This is a genomic window from Pseudomonas sp. NFX98, from assembly GCF_047784845.1.
GTDB lineage: Bacteria > Pseudomonadota > Gammaproteobacteria > Pseudomonadales > Pseudomonadaceae > Aquipseudomonas.
Map to the genome: position 1 here is coordinate 1 of NZ_JBLNNF010000030.1, position 15,921 is coordinate 15,921.

The following is a 15,921-nucleotide window of genomic DNA, read 5'->3' on the forward strand; positions in this document are numbered from 1 at the left end:
ATGGTGCGGGAGGCGATCAGGATCTACAACCAGGAGCGGCCGCACCTGTCTTTAAAATACAAAACGCCCGATGCGGTGCATCGGGCGTTAGGGTGAAGCGGGTGTAAACCTATTTCAGGACTAGACATGTAGATTGCTCGTCATCCGCAATGTCCACCGGAGCGCCCGATGACGATCCTCTCCCTGCCCTGCAAACGCCTGACGCTGGCCGTCCTTAGCCCGAGCCAAGCTGCGTTGGAAAGCGACTTTTATTTGCGAAACCAGACACACCTCGCGCCGTGGTCGCCGATCCGTTCCGACGACTATTACAGCGCGGAAAAAATCCGCTCGCGCCTCGCGCAACAGGCCATGGCGTTTGATGAAGGCTATGCGGTGCACTTCGCTGTGCTGGATCGCGACAGCGGGCAGATGATCGGCGCGTGCAACTTCAGCGGCATCATTCGCGGGGCGTTCCAGTCTTGCTATCTGGGCTACCACATCGACCAGTCCCGTCAGGGTCAGGGCCTGATGCATGAAGCCGTGAAAGCGGGCATCCACTACATGTTCGAGACGATGAACCTGCACCGGATCATGGCCAATTACATCTCCGGCAACGAGCGTAGCGCTCGGTTGCTGGAGCGACTGGGGTTCGAACGCGAAGGCTATGCCAAGGCCTATCTGAACATTGATGGGCGCTGGCAGGATCATGTGCTGACGGCACTGGTCAGCACGGTATGGGAGGCCCCGGACCGGCAATGGTCGCGGCGTCTCGGTTAGCACATCAAAACCGTGTGCTGAACCGGCCCTACTGTAGGAGCGAGCCTGCTCGCGATGGCGTCGGTTGCGTCGACAGAGATCTCGCCTGACTCACCGGCAACTCCAGCCGCGCCCGCCCATAAAACGCCAACGCCGTCAGCAAACATGCCAGCCAGACGAAGATCCCGGCCCAGAACGTGTGGGACATGTAGTGCCAACCCTGCAACACCCGCGTCGTGCCATAGACGAAACCCAGCGCCAGCGAGCCGTACATGACTGCCTTGGAATACCGCCAGCGATAACGCCGCGCCACGAAATACAACGCGAGCATGGTGAAGCCACCCGAAGCATGCCCGCCCGGCCAGCAGCGACCGTCACCGGCGACCTTCAGCAAATCGAAGTTTTCGTACCATTCCTTGTGTTCAATCTTGCCGCCGTACTGGGTCGTTTCAATCGGGCAATACACGCTGGTGTGGCCCTTGAGGTAGTGGATCACGCCAGTGCTGATGGAGAACGCGAACACCACGTAGAGAAAATCCCGTCGATGTTTGCTGGTAAACCGCAGCACCGGTGCGACTTTGATTTTCTCCAGAAACGCGATGATCTTCGGATGCTTTTCCGCCTTCAGGCGTGGCCAGAGGAACGACAGCAAGGCGCCGATGATTGCGATCTCGCCGGTCCAGTTGGGGATGATCCGTGCCCACTTGTGAGTGATTTTTTCGAACAGGTGCACATGGTCCAGCGGGAACGTCTGCGTCACCGGGTCATAAAAAAGATTGTTGAAGGCGATGTCGATTCTGGTCAGGTCGAACATCATGAACACCACGGCTGCACAGGCCAGTGGAATACCGAAGTTGATCCAGTAAAAACGATAACGAGTGAATGAATTCATTGGGTGGTCACCGAGCGCCAGTCCGAGGCTTCGATGAAGCCGAGCATGCGGGGTTTGTTCAGCGTTTCGGCAGAAACAAACAACGAAGCGCCGTAACCCAGGGTCGAGCCGGGCAACTTGAGGTCTTTCTCGAGTTGCGCCATGCATTCGCTGTGGGTCACCAGGATCAGATTGCGTCCCGCGATTTTGTGCGCCAGAGCGTCGCGCAACATGGTGCCTTTGCAGTTGATCAGCCACTCGTCACCGCTACCGACCTTGTTGAACATGTAGCCGGAGGTCTGTGCCGTACGCATCATCGGGCTGTTGTAGATATCGGTCTTGTCCAGGCCCAGTTGCTCGAACTGCGCACCGACGGCCACCGCCACACTGCGCGAACGATCGGTGATGCCATCGTTGCCACTCAGGCAAGCGGCGCGGGAGTGATCGCAGCGCTCGACATGGCGCACCAGCACAATCATGTCGCCCTTGGCCCACCCCGCCAGCAGAGCGCGTGCACCGGCGACGTTGCCGTGGGCCAGGTCCGGCACCGCTGCGGGCCGCAAAAGAAATAGCGTCAGAGGGATCACCAGCAGCGCCGAGGCCAGCACCACTGCCGCATTGCGAAAACGGACAAAACGGCTCACATCGATCGAGCGGTTTATTCCGAACAGACTCAGTCTCAATTCCACATCAAGCCGCCTCGCCGGCATGCACCACTTCATTTGATGCCGCGAGGGTAAAGAGGCAGGCGTCGCTAGCCAGTGAAACTCATGTGAAAAAAACCTTGTTACAGAATCCGTCCGACAAAATCCTTTCAGCTCTCACGATTGCTGCCGATACAGTCCGTTCTACACCGCATGCTGGCCCCTAAAAACAACAATCTTCCAGCCAACTGACGACCAAGAAACACCACGTTCCTGGAGGAATTTTGATGAATAGCTGGTTCGGCAATATCAGCGTAAACCTGAAACTGGGCCTGGGATTCGGCCTGGTCCTGGCACTGACCTGCGTCCTGGCGCTGACCGGCTGGACCAGCCTCGGCAGTTTGATCGACCGCAGCAATTGGATGAGCGACATCACCCAGCTCAACGCGGGCCTGACCAAGCTGCGCGTGGTACGCCTGCAATACATGCTGACCAATGGCGACGAAACCACCGCACAAAATGTGCAGACCACCCTCGAAGCCTTTTCGGCTCAGCAGCAAGCGTTGCTGGTGAAATTCAAGAGCCCGGAAAACCTCAAGTTGCTCAAGGAGCAAGGCACCGTCATCGATGCCTACAAGACGTCCCTGAACAAAATGCGCGGTGCCTACCGCGCCGGCAACAGCGCGCGCGACGTCATGACCGCCAACGCCGAAACGGCCAACACGCTGATCAATGACATCAACACCCGCGTACAGCAAATGCCGCTGAGCGACCAACGCTTCGAACAGTTCCAGGCCATCACCGCCGCCAAGGAAGCGTTCCTGTTGGCTCGCTACGAAGTGCGCGGCTACACCGCCACCACCAACGCCGAGACCGAGCAAAAAGCTGTCGCCCAACTCGATACGGCGATCGCCAGCGTGAAATCCCTCAACGCACACTTCGCCGACGTGCAGCCAGACGCGCTGCGTCAACTGGAAACCGCGCTGGGCAACTATCGCAGCGCGTTGCAAGCCTACAAGACCGCGAACAGCGATGTGGTGCAGTCGCGCAAGGAAATGACCGACCAGGGCGCGGCGATCGTCAGCCTGAGCGAGCAGCTGTATCAGATCCAGCTCGACCGCCGTGACGCCGAAAGCGACAAGGCCCGCACCCTGCAACTGGTCAGCACGTTGCTGGCGCTGTTGGTGGGCATCATTGCCGCCGTGCTCATCACCCGACAGATCACCGGCCCGTTGCGCGACACCCTAGCCGTGGTCGAGCGTATCGCCAGCGGCGACCTGTCCCAGGACGTCAAGGTCACGCGCCGCGATGAACTCGGCGTGTTGCAGCAAGGCATTGCGCGCATGGGCGTGACCCTGCGCGACTTGATCAGCGGCATCCGCGACGGCGTCACCCAGATCGCCAGCGCCGCCGAAGAATTGTCGGCCGTCACCGAACAAACCAGCGCCGGGGTCAACAATCAAAAGGTGGAAACCGATCAGGTCGCCACTGCCATGCACGAGATGACCGCCACTGTGCAGGAAGTCGCGCGCAATGCCGAGCAAGCCTCGCAAGCCGCCGCCGCGGCGGACGGTGAAGCCCGCGAAGGTGACAAGGTGGTTGGCGAGGCCATTGCGCAGATCGAGCGTCTGGCCAGCGAAGTGGCGCGCTCCACCGAAGCCATGGGCGTGCTGCAACAGGAAAGCGACAAGATCGGCAGCGTCATGGACGTGATCAAGGCCGTGGCCGAACAGACCAACCTGCTGGCGCTCAACGCAGCGATTGAAGCGGCGCGCGCCGGTGAAGCCGGGCGTGGTTTTGCCGTGGTGGCCGACGAAGTCCGCGGCCTGGCCCAGCGCACGCAAAAATCCACCGAAGAAATCGAAGGTCTGGTGGCCGGTCTGCAAAACGGCACCCAGCAAGTGGCCACGGTGATGAACAACAGCCGCGCCCTCACCGACAGCAGCGTGGCCCTGACCCGCAAGGCCGGCGCCTCACTGGAAAGCATCACCCGCACGGTGTCCAACATCCAGTCGATGAACCAGCAGATCGCCGCTGCCGCCGAACAGCAAAGCGCCGTTGCCGAAGAGATCAGCCGTAGCATCATCAACGTGCGCGACGTGTCGGAACAGACCGCTGCGGCCAGCGACGAGACAGCGGCGTCCAGTGTCGAACTGGCGCGGTTGGGGAATCAGTTGCAACAGATGGTGAGTCACTTTCGCGTTTGACGCTCGGTCAGCGCTGAATCACAAAACCATTCGCGGGCAAGCCCGCTCCCACAAGGTAATCACGGAACCTGTGGGAGCGGGCTTGCCCGCGATGGCGGTGTGACGGGCGACCTGAATGCCAACCCTATCGAGCAGGCAGCTTCAACTCAACTCCACCCTCGACTCTAAATCGAGCATTAATTCGAGTTCCCAAGGCACGATCGCCTTGATGGAGGGCTCGCATCAAAATCATGCGAGCTTCTTCCTCCATTGAGTGACCGTTGGAGCTCGTCACAATGCGTAATTGCTCATAAAGGCGTGAGTCAAGATTACTAATGGTGATGCTGGTCAAAAGCGTCTCCCGTGCTCGTCGAAATCATCGAACGACACTAACACGGGACCTACGTTTTTCCGTGTCCTCAAACACTAATCGCATTGGTAAACACCAACCGATTACCAAACGGATCGCTAATGGTCATGTCCTGGCTGCCCCAAGGCATCGCCTGGATCTCTGGCCGGGCGAACGTGTATTCCTTGGCCAGCAGTTGCTGCTGGAACGTTTCCAGTTCGTCGGTCTCGATGCGCAGGGCCGAGCCCGGTGTTGCGTCGCCGTGGTGTTCGGAGAGGTGCAACACACATTCGCCACGGGAGACTTGCAGGTACAGCGGGAAGTTGGCTTCAAAGCGGTGCTGCCAGTCGATCTTGAATCCGAGGAAGTCGACGTAGAATTCAACTGCCTTGATTTCATCGAAGATCCGCAGGATCGGGGTGGTTTTGCCGAAGCTCATCGAGTTGCTCCCAGACAGAAATAGCCCACAGTGTAGCCGGGCTGTACGTCAGCAATTCGGCTTGTTGATGGCTTTCTTTAATCTCAATGTGCCACTACTGTGATGCATTGCGCGATTCGTCAATTAAAGCCCTCCCGCAAATCCCCTTCCCGCGCCAGAAACCGCCCTTCCCGGCGTCCGTTCGCCTGACCGTCCTGATAACTCAGTACGCCGTTGACCCACACGCCATCGATGCCTTCGGCCGCCCGTTGCGGATCGTTGAAGTCCGCCACATCGCGCACGGTCGCAGGGTCGAACAACACCAGATCCGCCCAATGGCCTTCACGAATCTCGCCGCGCTCCTTCAAGCCGAACCGTGCCGCCGACAGCCCGGTCATTTTGTGCACGGCGGTGTGCAGCGGAAACAGTCCTACGTCGCGACTGAAATGTCCGAGTACCCGAGGGAATGCGCCCCACAATCGAGGATGGGGAAACGGGTCTTCCGGCAAACCATCGGAGCCGACCATCGACAGCGGATGGGCGAGGATTCTGCGCACATCGGCCTCGTCCATTCCGTAGTAAACCGCACCCGCCGGTTGCAATTGGCGAGCGGCATCGAGCAGCGACAGGTTCCATTCGGCGGCGATGTCGATCAAGTCGCGCCCGCCCATTTCCGGGTGCGGCGTCGACCAGGTGATGGTGATGCGATGGGCATCGGTGACCTGTTTGAGATCCAGCGTCGAAGAACTCGCCGCATAGGGATAGCAATCGCAGCCCACCGGATGGGTTTTCGCGGCCTGCTCGAGAGACGCCAACAGCTGCGGACTGCGCCCCCAGTTACCGGCGCCGGCACACTTGAGATGGGAAATGATCACCGGGGATTTCGCATGGCGGCCGATCTGGAATGCCTCGTCCATGGCCTCCAGCACCGGTTCGAATTCGCTGCGCAAATGCGTGGTGTAGACCGCGCCGAACGCCGTCAGCTCTTCGGTCAATTGCATGACTTCGTCGGTGGAGGCCGAGTAAGCGCTGGCGTAGGCCAGACCGGTAGACAAACCCAGCGCGCCAGCCTCAAGACTCTCGCGCAGTTGCTCACGCATACCGGCAATTTCGTCTGGCGTTGCTGTGCGAAACAGATCGTCAAGGTGATTGCTGCGCAACGCGGTGTGTCCGACCAACGCAGCGACGTTCAACGTGGTATTCGCCGCTTCGACCGCCGCGCGGTAGTCGCGGAATGTCGGATAAACAAACGCGGCAGCGCTGCCGAGCAGGTTCATCGGGTCCGGCGGATCGCCGCGCAAAACCACCGGCGACGCACTGATCCCGCAGTTTCCGACGATAACCGTGGTCACGCCCTGGCTGAGCTTGGGCAGCATCTGCGGCTGGCGGATCACTACCGTGTCGTCGTGGGTGTGCACATCGATGAAGCCTGGCGCCAGCACCTTGCCGGCCGCATCGATTTCTTCGCTGGCGTGTGCGTCGTGCAAGTCGCCGATGCGCTCAATGCGCCCGTTGAGAATCGCCACATCGGCGGAGTAACCGGGGCTGTTGCTGCCGTCGATGATCAGGGCGTTGCGGATCAGCGTGTCGTACATCATGTCAGTCTCCCAGCGGCAGGTGATCGTCGCCGCCGCGGTAATCGTCCAGGGCGAGTTTGATCCGCCGCAGACGTTCTTGATTGTCCTGAGGATTGGCCAGTGCCAGCTCGGTGGCAAGCACATCGATGGCCAGCAGCATGCCGTAGCGCGCCGCCGTGGGTTTGTAGATGAATGAGGTTTCGGCGCTTTGCAGCGGCAGCACGATGTCGGCCAGTTGCGCCAGCGGCGAGTCGCTTCGGGTGATCGCCAGAATCCGTGCGCCGTAGTTGCGCGCCAGCTCCACCGTTTCCACCAGCTCCGGGGTGATCCCGGTCAGCGAGCAGACGATCACCACGTGGTCGGCGCTGAGGCTGGCGGCGGTGACGCGCATCATTACCGCGTCATGGCACACCGCAATCGGGTAGCCGAGGCGCACCAGCCGCACTTGCAGTTCATCGCTGCACAAGGTCGAGCAACCGCCCATGCCGAAGGCGTGAATCATCTGCGCCTTGCCCAGCAGTTTCACGGCATCGGCGAAACGCGATTCGTCGAATGCCGACAGATGCTGGCGCAAGGTCGATTCGATATCGCCAACAATCTGCCCGTAAAACGCCGACTGGTCCGGTGTACCCGCCGGGTCGAGAAAGCGGCTGCCGACGCCGCTGGCCTGGGCCAGTTGCAAACGCAGGTCGCGCAAATCCTTGCAGCCGACCGTGCGGGCGAAGCGCGACAGTGTCGCGGTACTCACCTCCGCCCGCACCGCCAGCTCATCGAGACTGGCGGATGCGGCAAATCCTACGTCGTCGAGCATCAGGCGAGCGATGCGTCCTTCACCGGCACTGAAGGAATCCTGACGGGCGCGGATCTGGTAGAGGATGTCCATGGCAGGCGACTCCGGTTAAATCAGGTAAGAAAGGCCGACGGTCAACGCGAACGCGACGACGGAAATGATGGTTTCCAGCACCGTCCAGGTCTTGAGGGTCTGGGTGACCGTCATGTTGAAGTATTCCTTGATCAACCAGAAGCCGCCGTCGTTGACGTGGGAAAAAATCACCGAACCGGCGCCGGTCGCCAGCACCAGCAACTCCGGATGCGGATAACCCAAACCAATCGCCACTGGTGCAACTACACCCGAGGCAGTGGTCATGGCCACGGTGGCGGAACCGGTAGCGATGCGCATCAGTGCGGCGAACAACCAGCCCATTAACAGCGGCGACAAATGGAATTCGTGGGCCAGGCCGACGATCTGATCAGTGACGCCGGCGTCCACCAGAATCCGGTTCAGACCGCCACCGGCGCCCACCAGCAGTGTAATGCTCGCGGTCGGGGCCAGGCATTCATTGGTGAACTTGAGGATCGATTCACGGTTGAAGCCCTGCGCCAGACCGAGGGTCCAGAAGCTCAGCAAGGTCGCCAGCAGCAGCGCAATCACCGAGTTGCCGATGAACAGCAGGAACTGGTTGAAACCGGTGCCCGGCGTGGAAATCAGGTTAGCCCAGCCGCCGATCAGCATCAGCACCACCGGCAACAGAATGGTCGCCATGGTGATGCCGAAACCCGGCAGGCTGTCGCGCGGTTCACGTTCGAGGAACTGCCGTTCCAGCGGGTTTTCCGCCGGCAACTGGATGCGCGGCACGATGAACTTGGCGTACAGGGGACCTGCGATGATGGCGGTCGGAATGCCAACCGCAATCGCGTAGAGCAAGGTCTGCCCCACCGACGCCTGATACACCTGCACCGCGAGCATCGCCGCCGGGTGCGGAGGCACCAGTGCATGCACCACCGAAAGCCCGGCGACCATCGGCAAACCGACCATCAGGATCGACACGCCAACCCGCCGCGCCACGGTGAACGCAATTGGCACCAGCAACACGAAACCGACTTCGAAGAACAGCGGCAAGCCCACCAGGAACGCGATGCAGACCATCGCCCAGTGCGCGTTCTTCTCGCCGAAACGGTCGATCAAAGTCCGCGCCACCTGCTCGGCACCGCCGGACTCGGCCATCATCTTGCCGAGCATCGTACCCAGCGCCACCACCAGCGCGATATGCCCCAGGGTCTTGCCGACCCCGGCTTCATAAGCGCCGACCACACCCGACGGCGGCATCCCGGCCACCAGCGCCAGACCGATGGAAATCAGGGTGATGACAATGAACGGATTTAGTCGGTAACGGGCGATCAGAACGATCAAAGCAATGATGGCGATAGCGGCATACACCAGCAGCCAATAGCCGAAGGACAGGGTCATGCGGTACTCCTCGAGAGGGTCACGTCGAAATATTTGTGAAACTCTTAAAACATTTCGAGGCGCGATTATCAAACGAGGTGAAAGTAATTTTCGTCCAGAGGTAAGGCGTGTCGCTAATGGATATGTCGTGTCGCGAATAATGAAAATCGGGGCGGCGAATTTTCATCGCCGCCAACCTGTTTCCTGTCAGTCGTGATGCACTCGCGCACGCTTCAGCAGCTTCTTGCAACGCTCGGACAGGCCCAGCACCCGCAGGTGCTTGCCGGCCTTGGTGTAACGCTCGCGCAGGGTGTTCAGTGCGGCGATGGCGGAGTAATCGACGAAGCTCAGGTGGCGACAATCGAGCGTCACTTGAACCGGGTCGTTGGCCGGATCGAATTGATTGAGAAACGGCGTGGTCGAAGCGAAGAACAAGGTGCCATGCACCCGGTACAGCTTACTGCCGTCGTTTTCCAGATGACTGTCGGCGTACAGCTGACGCGCCTGCTGCCAGGCAAAGTTCAGCGCCGCAATGATGATGCCGCAGAGCACGGCGGTAGCCAGGTCGGTAAACACGGTGATCACCGTCACGGCGATGATCACCAGCGCGTCGTTCAGCGGCACTTTATTGATCACGCGCAACGAGGCCCAGGCGAACGTCTGTTGCGACACCACGAACATCACACCCACCAACGCCGCCAACGGAATACGTTCGATCAGCGGCGACAGAAACAGGATGAACAGCAGAATCGAGACACCGGCCACTACGCCGGACAAGCGCCCGCGCCCACCGGAACTGAGGTTGATCACGGTCTGGCCGATCATCGCGCAACCGCCCATGCCGCCGAATACGCCGGAGACCATGTTCGCCGCTCCCAAAGCCACACACTCGCGATCCGGATAGCCGCGGCTCTCGGTGATTTCGTCGGTGAGGTTCAGGGTCAGCAGGGTTTCCAGCAGGCCAACCAATGCCATCAGGATCGCGTACGGCGCGATGATGCGCAGGGTTTCCAGACTCCACGGAATGTCCGGCAGCGCCAGCGTCGGCAAGCCACCGGCAATGTGCGCCATGTCGCCCAGAGTGCGAGTTGGCAGACCCAGCAGATAAACCGCCAGGCCCACACCGAGGATCGCCACCAGTGCCGGCGGCACCGTGCGGGTCAGGCGTGGCAAGAGATACACGATGGCCATGGTCACCACGACCAGCCCGATCATCATGTACAGCGGCGTGCCGCTGAGCCAGGTCTCGCCGCTCTTGAAATGCTCCAACTGCGCCAGCGCGATGATGATCGCCAGGCCGTTGACGAAGCCGAGCATCACCGGATGGGGCACCATGCGCACCAGTTTGCCGAGCTTCAAAAGCCCGAACGCGATCATGATCAACCCGCCCAGCAACACCGTTGCGAGCAAGTACTGCACGCCGTGTTGCACCACCAGCGCGACGATCACTACCGCCATCGACCCGGCCGCACCGGAGACCATGCCCGGTCGACCGCCGAACAGCGCGGTCAGGGTGCAAATGATGAACGCGCCATACAGCCCCATCAGCGGGTTGAGGTGAGCAACCAGTGCAAAGGCGATGCATTCGGGCAGGAGGGCGAAAGAAGTGGTGAGTCCGGCCAGGACATCGGCGCGTAGACTGATTGGTTTCATGGGGGACCGCATACTGGGGGCAAAAAGAGAGTGCGGATGTTACGGAATTGCAGGCAGACCGACCAGTTGTTGGGACGCTGGAAACGCAATCGCGGGCAAGCCTTGCTCCTACAGGTTTTGTGTCGTTCACGAAATTGGCGAACGACACAAAACCTGTAGAGCAAGGCTTGCCCGCGATGAACGATGACGCGGTCTAACGCGAACTCACACCATCTCGCTGCGAATCCACTCAACCACCGAAGTCCGCTTCGGCACCCAACCCAGCAACTCCCGCGCATGCTTGCCACGCACCCGGCTATTGGAACCCAGGCCATAGTTGGCCATTTCATAGCCCCACTCGGCTTCTGCATCCTTGAGCGGCCAGTCCTGCGGCTCGCCCAGATTCAACGCCTGGCCCATGGCCGTGGTCATGTCGATGAACGACGCTTCACCGCTTTCGACGAAGTAGAACGTGCCCGGTACGTTCTTGGTCAGCGCCAGCAAGTACAGGGCCACGACGTCTTCGATGTGCACGTTGGACCAGATGTTTTGGCCAGTGCCGACATGGCGCACCACGCCACTTTTACGCGCCTGTTTCAGCAAGCGTGGCAGTTGCACGCTGTCGCGGTTGACGCCCAGGCTGTGGCCGTAGATCAGGGTGTTGCAGATGACTGCCGAGTTCACTCCGTCTTTCGCCGCAGCCAGGATCAAGTTGTCGATGGCCACGCGTGCAGCCTTGTCGACGGTGGGTTCTGGCAGGTTGTCTTCAAAGTAAATGACGTCGCTGGACTTACCGCCCGACGCATCGCCGACGATGCTCGAACCGCTGGTGTGCAGGAACACTTTGTTGGAACCGCGCAAGGCATCGAGCAAGGCTTCCACCGCGGCGCGATGGTCGCTGCTGGCTGCGTTGATCACCGCGTCGGCGGCGCGGGCCTGCTCGGCCAGTAGTGCGCTGTCGTCAAGCGTGCCGATCACTGGCGTGATACCCAGCGCGCGCAACTCATCGGCTTGTGCGGCGTTGCGCACCAGGCCGGTGACGCTGTGCCCGGCCTTGATCAGGCCCGTGGCGATGGAGCCGCCGATAAAACCGGCAGCGCCGGTGACGAATACGTTCATGGAGAAACTCCCTGCGTTGATAAGTGATGCAGCCAGTATCAAGCAGTGATCCCTGACGAAAAATCCCTGCCGGCCCAATTCACTCTTGCGCAGCGGTCACGAATCACTCACTGAAATCGTCGGAGGCGTAAAGCGCCAATTTGCTCTGGATGAAGTCCAGGAAGCATTGAATCCGCAAGGCCAGTTGCGAGTTGCGGTAGTACACGGCGTTGATGGGTTGGCGATAACCGCTGTTGAACTCCGCCAGCAATACTTTCAAGCGCCCGGCACGAATGTCTTCGATGGTCATGTAGTGCGACAGGCTGGCAATGCCCTGGCCTTCCAGCGCCAGATGGCGGATGGTCTCGCCGCTGGAGGCGCTGAGCGACGCCTGGATCGGCCAGCGATCGCCGTGCACGTAGCGCAGCGGCCACTGGTTGAGGCCTTCGTTCTGAGTGAAGCCCAGCAGCGTATGGCCGGACAGGTCGGCCACCGCAGTCGGTGTGCCGTGCTTTTCCAGGTACGCCGGGCTGGCGACGATGTGCAACGGACTGCAACCCAGAGAACGCGCGTGCAGAGTCGAGTCGGCCAGTGTGCCGATGCGGATGGCGATGTCGGTGCTTTGCTCAAGCAGGTCGATAATCAGGTCGTTGCTGTTGAGTTCGAGCTGGATGTCCGGATAGAGCCGGCGGAACTCATCGATGTACGGCACGATGGCGTGCAGCATGAATGGCGAAGCGGCGTTGATGCGCAAGCGTCCGGACGGTGTTTGCTGGCGCGAGGACAAGCGCTCTTCGAGTTCATCCATCTGATCGAGAATCAGCTTGGCGTGCTCGAAAAAATACTTGCCCTCCTCGGTCAGGTCCATGCGCCGAGTGGTGCGGTTGATCAACGTCGTATCGAGCTTGGCCTCCAGCCGCGAGAGCGTGCGGCTGACCGCCGACGGGGTTTGCCCGACTTGCTCGGCCGCCGCGGAAATCGATCCGCATTCAATTACACAGACGAAAATCTGCAACTCATCGGATCTGGCTTTCACGTGTGTCCTCTTTCGCGAATCGGCGTGGCATGGATCGTCAAGATCGCAGCCTGCGGCAGCTCCTACAGAGTATTGCGTACACGTAGGAGCTGCCGAAGGCTGCGATCTTTTTAGCCATTGCGACAGATAGTAGCCGAGCGTTACGCCTTAAGGCCAAACACCTCGGTCAAATGCTGCTCGTAACGCGCCACATCACCTTCGATGTTCGGGCGTTTCATCACGTCCACGCTCAGGAAGGTTGGCAGGCTGGTCATGCCGAGGAACTCGTTGGCCTTGTGGAACGGGAAGTACACCGCATCCACACCTTTGCCTTCAAAGAAATCGGTCGGGTCGTCGAAGGCTTGCTGCGGGGCGTTCCAGGTCAGCGACAGCATGTATTGCTTGCCGTGGATCAAACCACCGCTGCCATACTTCTGCGAGGCATCTGAGCGGGTGCGGCCGTCACTGGCGTAGAGGCTGCCATGGCCTTCGGTGAAGACTTCGTCGAGGTACTTTTTCACGGTCCACGGCGCGCCCATCCACCAGCCGGGCATCTGGTAAATGATCACGTCGGCCCAGAGAAACTTGGCGACTTCTTCAGCAACGTCGTAGCCCTCGTCGATGAAAGTGGTTTTGACATCCACGCCGCCGCGATCCAGCACGCTCAATGCGGCTTCGTGCAGAGTGGTGTTGTAGCGGCCATCGGAGTGGGCGAATTTTTTGCCGCCGTTGAGCAACAGGACTTTTTTCACAAGAAATCTCGGGAAGGTCAGGAATTGGATGGCGGCAGAGTAACCACCTGCCTCGCGCGGAATAAGCACCCACGGGGCAAAATTCATTTGACCTAAACGCACGAATCATCGACCGATTGTTGTCTTAGACTGGCGCCGATTCTGACCTGAGGAGCGTCTTTCATGAGTGAAATCCAAGGCTTCATCCTGCACGCCAAGACCCGCCCGGAAAAATCCGACGCCTTCGAAGCGTTTTTCAGCGGTTATGTGGAAGCGAGTCGCGCCGAACCCGGCTGCATCGAGTACCACATGCTGCGCGACAAACAGGACCCGACCCTGTTCATCTTCTACGAGATCTGGCAGTCCCAGGCCCACCTCGACGTGCACTCGAACCTGCCGCACATGAAGCAGTTTCTTGAACAGCGCGACGAGTACCTGGAACGGGATTTCGAGATTCGCGCCATCGAGATGATCAGCCCGTCGTCCGCTAGCCGCTGATCAACAAATGGCCGCCAAGTAATCCGAGGCCGATGAAGAACACGCGCTTGAACAGCACCGCGCTGATCCGCTGGCGCAGCCACTGCCCGAGCAACATGCCGAGCACCGCCGGGATCAGCGCCAGCAACGACGCACTCAACTCGCCACCGCCAAGCGCGCCGCGCCACAGCAATCCTCCCGCCAGTGCCAGCGTCGAAATGGTGAACGACAGACCCAGCGCCTGCACCAGTTCGTCTCGGCTCAACCCCAGCGCTTGCAGGTACGGCACCGCCGGAATCACGAACACGCCCGTGGCGGAAGTGATGACGCCGGTGATCAGGCCGCAGAGCGGACCGAGCCAGCGCTCGCTGCGACTGCTCACGCGCAATGTCGGCAGAAACAAACCGCTCAACGCATAGAGCAACAACGCTGCGCCCAATCCCCGCACCACCCAGTGTCCACCGGACATGCCAATCCACAGCGTGCCCGCACCGGTGCCGATGAAAATCGCCAGCAACATCGGCCACAGCCGTTTGACCAGCCCGAGCAGATGCCCACCGAATGCCAGTTGCCAGACGTTAGTCAGCGTGGCCGGGATGATCAGCAACGCCGCAGCCTGCGACGGCGCCATAGCCAGACCGAGCAACCCCATGGCAATGGTCGGCAAGCCGAGACCGATCACACCCTTGATCATGCCGGCCAGCAGGAAGGTGGCGACGACCAGCAGCGAAAGGGCCAGGCCGAGGTTTTGATAAAAAGCCGAGAAAGTATTCATGGGGCCATGGTGAGCCCGGATGGGTCAGTTGAAAATCTGCCATATACTGAGGGTGCCTCTATCCAAGCAAGAGGCTGGATGATGTGTTGACGCTACTGATGCTTTCGCGGGCAAGCCCGCTCCCACAGTGGATCGCATTTCTCCAATAAGAACTCGGTCACCTGTGGGAGATTCTATGTTTGGGGGGAACCCCCAAACATAGAATCTGGCTTGTATTCGCTTTGGTTTTTCATCAAGGCAACATCACCGCTGGCGCCGCCTGCAGTCATCTGTCCCTGGCGGCGGGCAGTGCGCGCATCCGGGCCATGGAGGCTTCGCTCGGGATCGAGTTTCTGGAACGCGGTCGCCGTGGCGTTACACCGACACCTGCCGGCAAAGCCCTCGCACAACACGCCCGCACCCTGCTGCAACACGCCGAGCGCATGCAGCAGGATTTGGCCGAATACGCCAATGGCGTCAAAGGCCAGGTTCGGTTGTTGTGCAACACCACGGCGATTACCGAATACCTGCCCGAATTGCTCGCCGACTTCCTGAGTGGGCATCCCAACCTCGACATCGACTTGCAGGAACTGCCCAGCACCCGCATCACTCACGCCCTGCGCCAGGGTGCGGCGGACCTCGGGATCGTCTCGGATGCGGTGGACACCCACACCCTCGACACCCTGCCCTTTCGCGATGATCCGCTGGTACTGATCATGCCGCCCGGACATCCCTTGGCCGACGGCGAACCACCGAGCTTCAGCGAAACATTGTTGCACCACTACGTCGGCCTGACCGCCAGCAGCGCATTGGCGGTGTATCTGGAAGAGCAGGCCTTGCACACCGGCCTGCGCATGCAGATCCGCATTCGCGCCGAAGGCTTCGACGGCGTGATGCGCATGGTCGCTCACGGTGCCGGGCTGGGAATTGTGCCGCTGGCGGCGTTCCATCGCTGGACAGTTGATCAACCGCTGGCAAGCTTCGCGCTGAAGGAACCATGGGCACAGCGCAAACTGCTGCTGTGCGCCCGCTCTTTCGAGCACTTGCCGGCGTATGCCAGAGCCTTGCTTGAAGCATTGCGCACGGCCAATCACAGCGCCAGCCCTTGAAAACCAACGCTCAACCCAACCCGCGCCTGTATGACGAAGGGGTGAGCGAGAGTAAGATTCGACCTTTCAAATCAGGCCTGGCCACAACAATCAGAAGG

Annotated in this window: 17 protein-coding genes and 1 pseudogene; 6 read left to right on the forward strand and 12 right to left on the reverse strand. The window is 60.3% G+C overall.

Annotated features, from left to right (window positions below):
- The coding region (locus ACM110_RS28450) for an integrase core domain-containing protein (protein ID WP_416127929.1) at positions 1-96 on the forward strand (96 nt) is incomplete at its 5' end.
- 72 nt (positions 97-168) lie between these two features.
- Complete coding sequence (gene rimJ, locus ACM110_RS28455; RefSeq protein WP_416130398.1) at positions 169-756, forward strand: ribosomal protein S5-alanine N-acetyltransferase; 588 nt, start codon at positions 169-171, stop codon at positions 754-756.
- Positions 757-784: 28 nt separating this feature from the next.
- On the opposite strand, the gene ACM110_RS28460 is transcribed toward rimJ, so the two are convergent.
- Together ACM110_RS28460 and ACM110_RS28465 are read right to left on the reverse strand one after the other, a co-directional pair.
- On the reverse strand, positions 785-1,627 hold the full coding sequence (locus ACM110_RS28460; protein ID WP_416130399.1) for a phosphatase PAP2 family protein: 843 nt from the start codon (positions 1,625-1,627) through the stop codon (positions 785-787).
- The gene (locus tag ACM110_RS28465; protein ID WP_416130400.1) at positions 1,624-2,295 is read right to left on the reverse strand and encodes a histidine phosphatase family protein; all 672 of its coding nucleotides are present in this window, start codon (positions 2,293-2,295) and stop codon (positions 1,624-1,626) included. Before ACM110_RS28465 ends, ACM110_RS28460 begins: the two co-directional genes overlap by 4 nt.
- A gap of 377 nt (positions 2,296-2,672) precedes the next feature.
- On the opposite strand from ACM110_RS28465, the pseudogene ACM110_RS28470 reads away from it, so the two are divergent.
- Positions 2,673-3,599: pseudogene (locus ACM110_RS28470) on the forward strand (methyl-accepting chemotaxis protein); the annotation flags it as partial.
- Positions 3,594-4,457 (forward strand): methyl-accepting chemotaxis protein, encoded by an 864-nt coding sequence (locus ACM110_RS28475; RefSeq protein ID WP_416130425.1) that lies wholly within the window; start codon positions 3,594-3,596, stop codon positions 4,455-4,457. The pseudogene ACM110_RS28470 and the gene ACM110_RS28475, both read left to right, overlap by 6 nt.
- Before the next feature lie 124 nt (positions 4,458-4,581).
- Here the strand turns inward: ACM110_RS28475 and ACM110_RS28480 are convergent, their stop codons facing one another.
- The 9 genes from ACM110_RS28480 to ACM110_RS28520 form a co-directional block, all read right to left on the reverse strand.
- Positions 4,582-4,788 carry a FitA-like ribbon-helix-helix domain-containing protein gene (locus ACM110_RS28480; protein ID WP_416130401.1) on the reverse strand — a complete coding sequence of 69 codons (207 nt, stop codon included), beginning with the start codon at positions 4,786-4,788 and terminating at the stop codon, positions 4,582-4,584.
- A 67-nt stretch (positions 4,789-4,855) separates the two neighbouring features.
- On the reverse strand, positions 4,856-5,224 hold the full coding sequence (locus ACM110_RS28485) for a glyoxalase superfamily protein (protein WP_416130402.1): 369 nt from the start codon (positions 5,222-5,224) through the stop codon (positions 4,856-4,858).
- 119 nt (positions 5,225-5,343) lie between these two features.
- On the reverse strand, positions 5,344-6,801 hold the full coding sequence (locus ACM110_RS28490; protein WP_416130403.1) for an N-acyl-D-amino-acid deacylase family protein: 1,458 nt from the start codon (positions 6,799-6,801) through the stop codon (positions 5,344-5,346).
- Between the two features lies 1 nt (position 6,802).
- A complete protein-coding gene (locus ACM110_RS28495; protein WP_416130404.1) occupies positions 6,803-7,663 on the reverse strand; it encodes a MurR/RpiR family transcriptional regulator in 861 nt (286 codons plus the stop codon).
- A gap of 15 nt (positions 7,664-7,678) precedes the next feature.
- Complete coding sequence (locus ACM110_RS28500) at positions 7,679-9,028, reverse strand: gluconate:H+ symporter (protein WP_416130405.1); 1,350 nt, start codon at positions 9,026-9,028, stop codon at positions 7,679-7,681.
- Between the two features lie 186 nt (positions 9,029-9,214).
- Complete coding sequence (locus ACM110_RS28505; RefSeq protein WP_416130406.1) at positions 9,215-10,660, reverse strand: SulP family inorganic anion transporter; 1,446 nt, start codon at positions 10,658-10,660, stop codon at positions 9,215-9,217.
- 204 nt (positions 10,661-10,864) lie between these two features.
- Positions 10,865-11,758 (reverse strand): NAD-dependent epimerase/dehydratase family protein, encoded by an 894-nt coding sequence (locus tag ACM110_RS28510; RefSeq protein ID WP_416130407.1) that lies wholly within the window; start codon positions 11,756-11,758, stop codon positions 10,865-10,867.
- Between the two features lie 103 nt (positions 11,759-11,861).
- Positions 11,862-12,773 carry a LysR family transcriptional regulator gene (locus tag ACM110_RS28515; protein WP_416130408.1) on the reverse strand — a complete coding sequence of 304 codons (912 nt, stop codon included), beginning with the start codon at positions 12,771-12,773 and terminating at the stop codon, positions 11,862-11,864.
- Between the two features lie 140 nt (positions 12,774-12,913).
- Positions 12,914-13,504, reverse strand: a complete 591-nt coding sequence (locus tag ACM110_RS28520; RefSeq protein WP_416130409.1) for an NAD(P)H-dependent oxidoreductase — start codon at positions 13,502-13,504, stop codon at positions 12,914-12,916.
- A gap of 162 nt (positions 13,505-13,666) precedes the next feature.
- Between ACM110_RS28520 and ACM110_RS28525 the strand changes: the two genes are divergently transcribed.
- Positions 13,667-13,981: a putative quinol monooxygenase gene (locus ACM110_RS28525; RefSeq protein ID WP_416130410.1), complete on the forward strand. Its 315-nt coding sequence runs from the start codon at positions 13,667-13,669 to the stop codon at positions 13,979-13,981.
- On the opposite strand, the gene ACM110_RS28530 is transcribed toward ACM110_RS28525, so the two are convergent.
- Positions 13,971-14,735 carry a sulfite exporter TauE/SafE family protein gene (locus ACM110_RS28530; protein WP_416130411.1) on the reverse strand — a complete coding sequence of 255 codons (765 nt, stop codon included), beginning with the start codon at positions 14,733-14,735 and terminating at the stop codon, positions 13,971-13,973. The genes ACM110_RS28525 and ACM110_RS28530 overlap by 11 nt on opposite strands.
- A 221-nt stretch (positions 14,736-14,956) precedes the next feature.
- Between ACM110_RS28530 and ACM110_RS28535 the strand changes: the two genes are divergently transcribed.
- The gene (locus ACM110_RS28535) at positions 14,957-15,823 is read left to right on the forward strand and encodes a LysR family transcriptional regulator (RefSeq protein WP_416130412.1); all 867 of its coding nucleotides are present in this window, start codon (positions 14,957-14,959) and stop codon (positions 15,821-15,823) included.
- Positions 15,824-15,921: the final 98 nt, after the last annotated feature.

Excerpts from the sequence above, each read along its gene's own strand:
- rimJ (WP_416130398.1), top strand. The coding sequence starts at position 169 with ATGACGATCCTCTCCCTGCCCTGCAAACGCCTGACGCTGGCCGTCCTT.
- ACM110_RS28460 (WP_416130399.1), bottom strand. The coding sequence starts at position 1,627 with ATGAATTCATTCACTCGTTATCGTTTTTACTGGATCAACTTCGGTATT.
- ACM110_RS28475 (WP_416130425.1), top strand. The coding sequence starts at position 3,594 with ATGGGCGTGACCCTGCGCGACTTGATCAGCGGCATCCGCGACGGCGTC.
- ACM110_RS28485 (WP_416130402.1), bottom strand. The coding sequence starts at position 5,224 with ATGAGCTTCGGCAAAACCACCCCGATCCTGCGGATCTTCGATGAAATC.
- ACM110_RS28490 (WP_416130403.1), bottom strand. The coding sequence starts at position 6,801 with ATGATGTACGACACGCTGATCCGCAACGCCCTGATCATCGACGGCAGC.
- ACM110_RS28495 (WP_416130404.1), bottom strand. The coding sequence starts at position 7,663 with ATGGACATCCTCTACCAGATCCGCGCCCGTCAGGATTCCTTCAGTGCC.
- ACM110_RS28500 (WP_416130405.1), bottom strand. The coding sequence starts at position 9,028 with ATGACCCTGTCCTTCGGCTATTGGCTGCTGGTGTATGCCGCTATCGCC.
- ACM110_RS28505 (WP_416130406.1), bottom strand. The coding sequence starts at position 10,660 with ATGAAACCAATCAGTCTACGCGCCGATGTCCTGGCCGGACTCACCACT.
- ACM110_RS28510 (WP_416130407.1), bottom strand. The coding sequence starts at position 11,758 with ATGAACGTATTCGTCACCGGCGCTGCCGGTTTTATCGGCGGCTCCATC.
- ACM110_RS28525 (WP_416130410.1), top strand. The coding sequence starts at position 13,667 with ATGAGTGAAATCCAAGGCTTCATCCTGCACGCCAAGACCCGCCCGGAA.
- ACM110_RS28530 (WP_416130411.1), bottom strand. The coding sequence starts at position 14,735 with ATGAATACTTTCTCGGCTTTTTATCAAAACCTCGGCCTGGCCCTTTCG.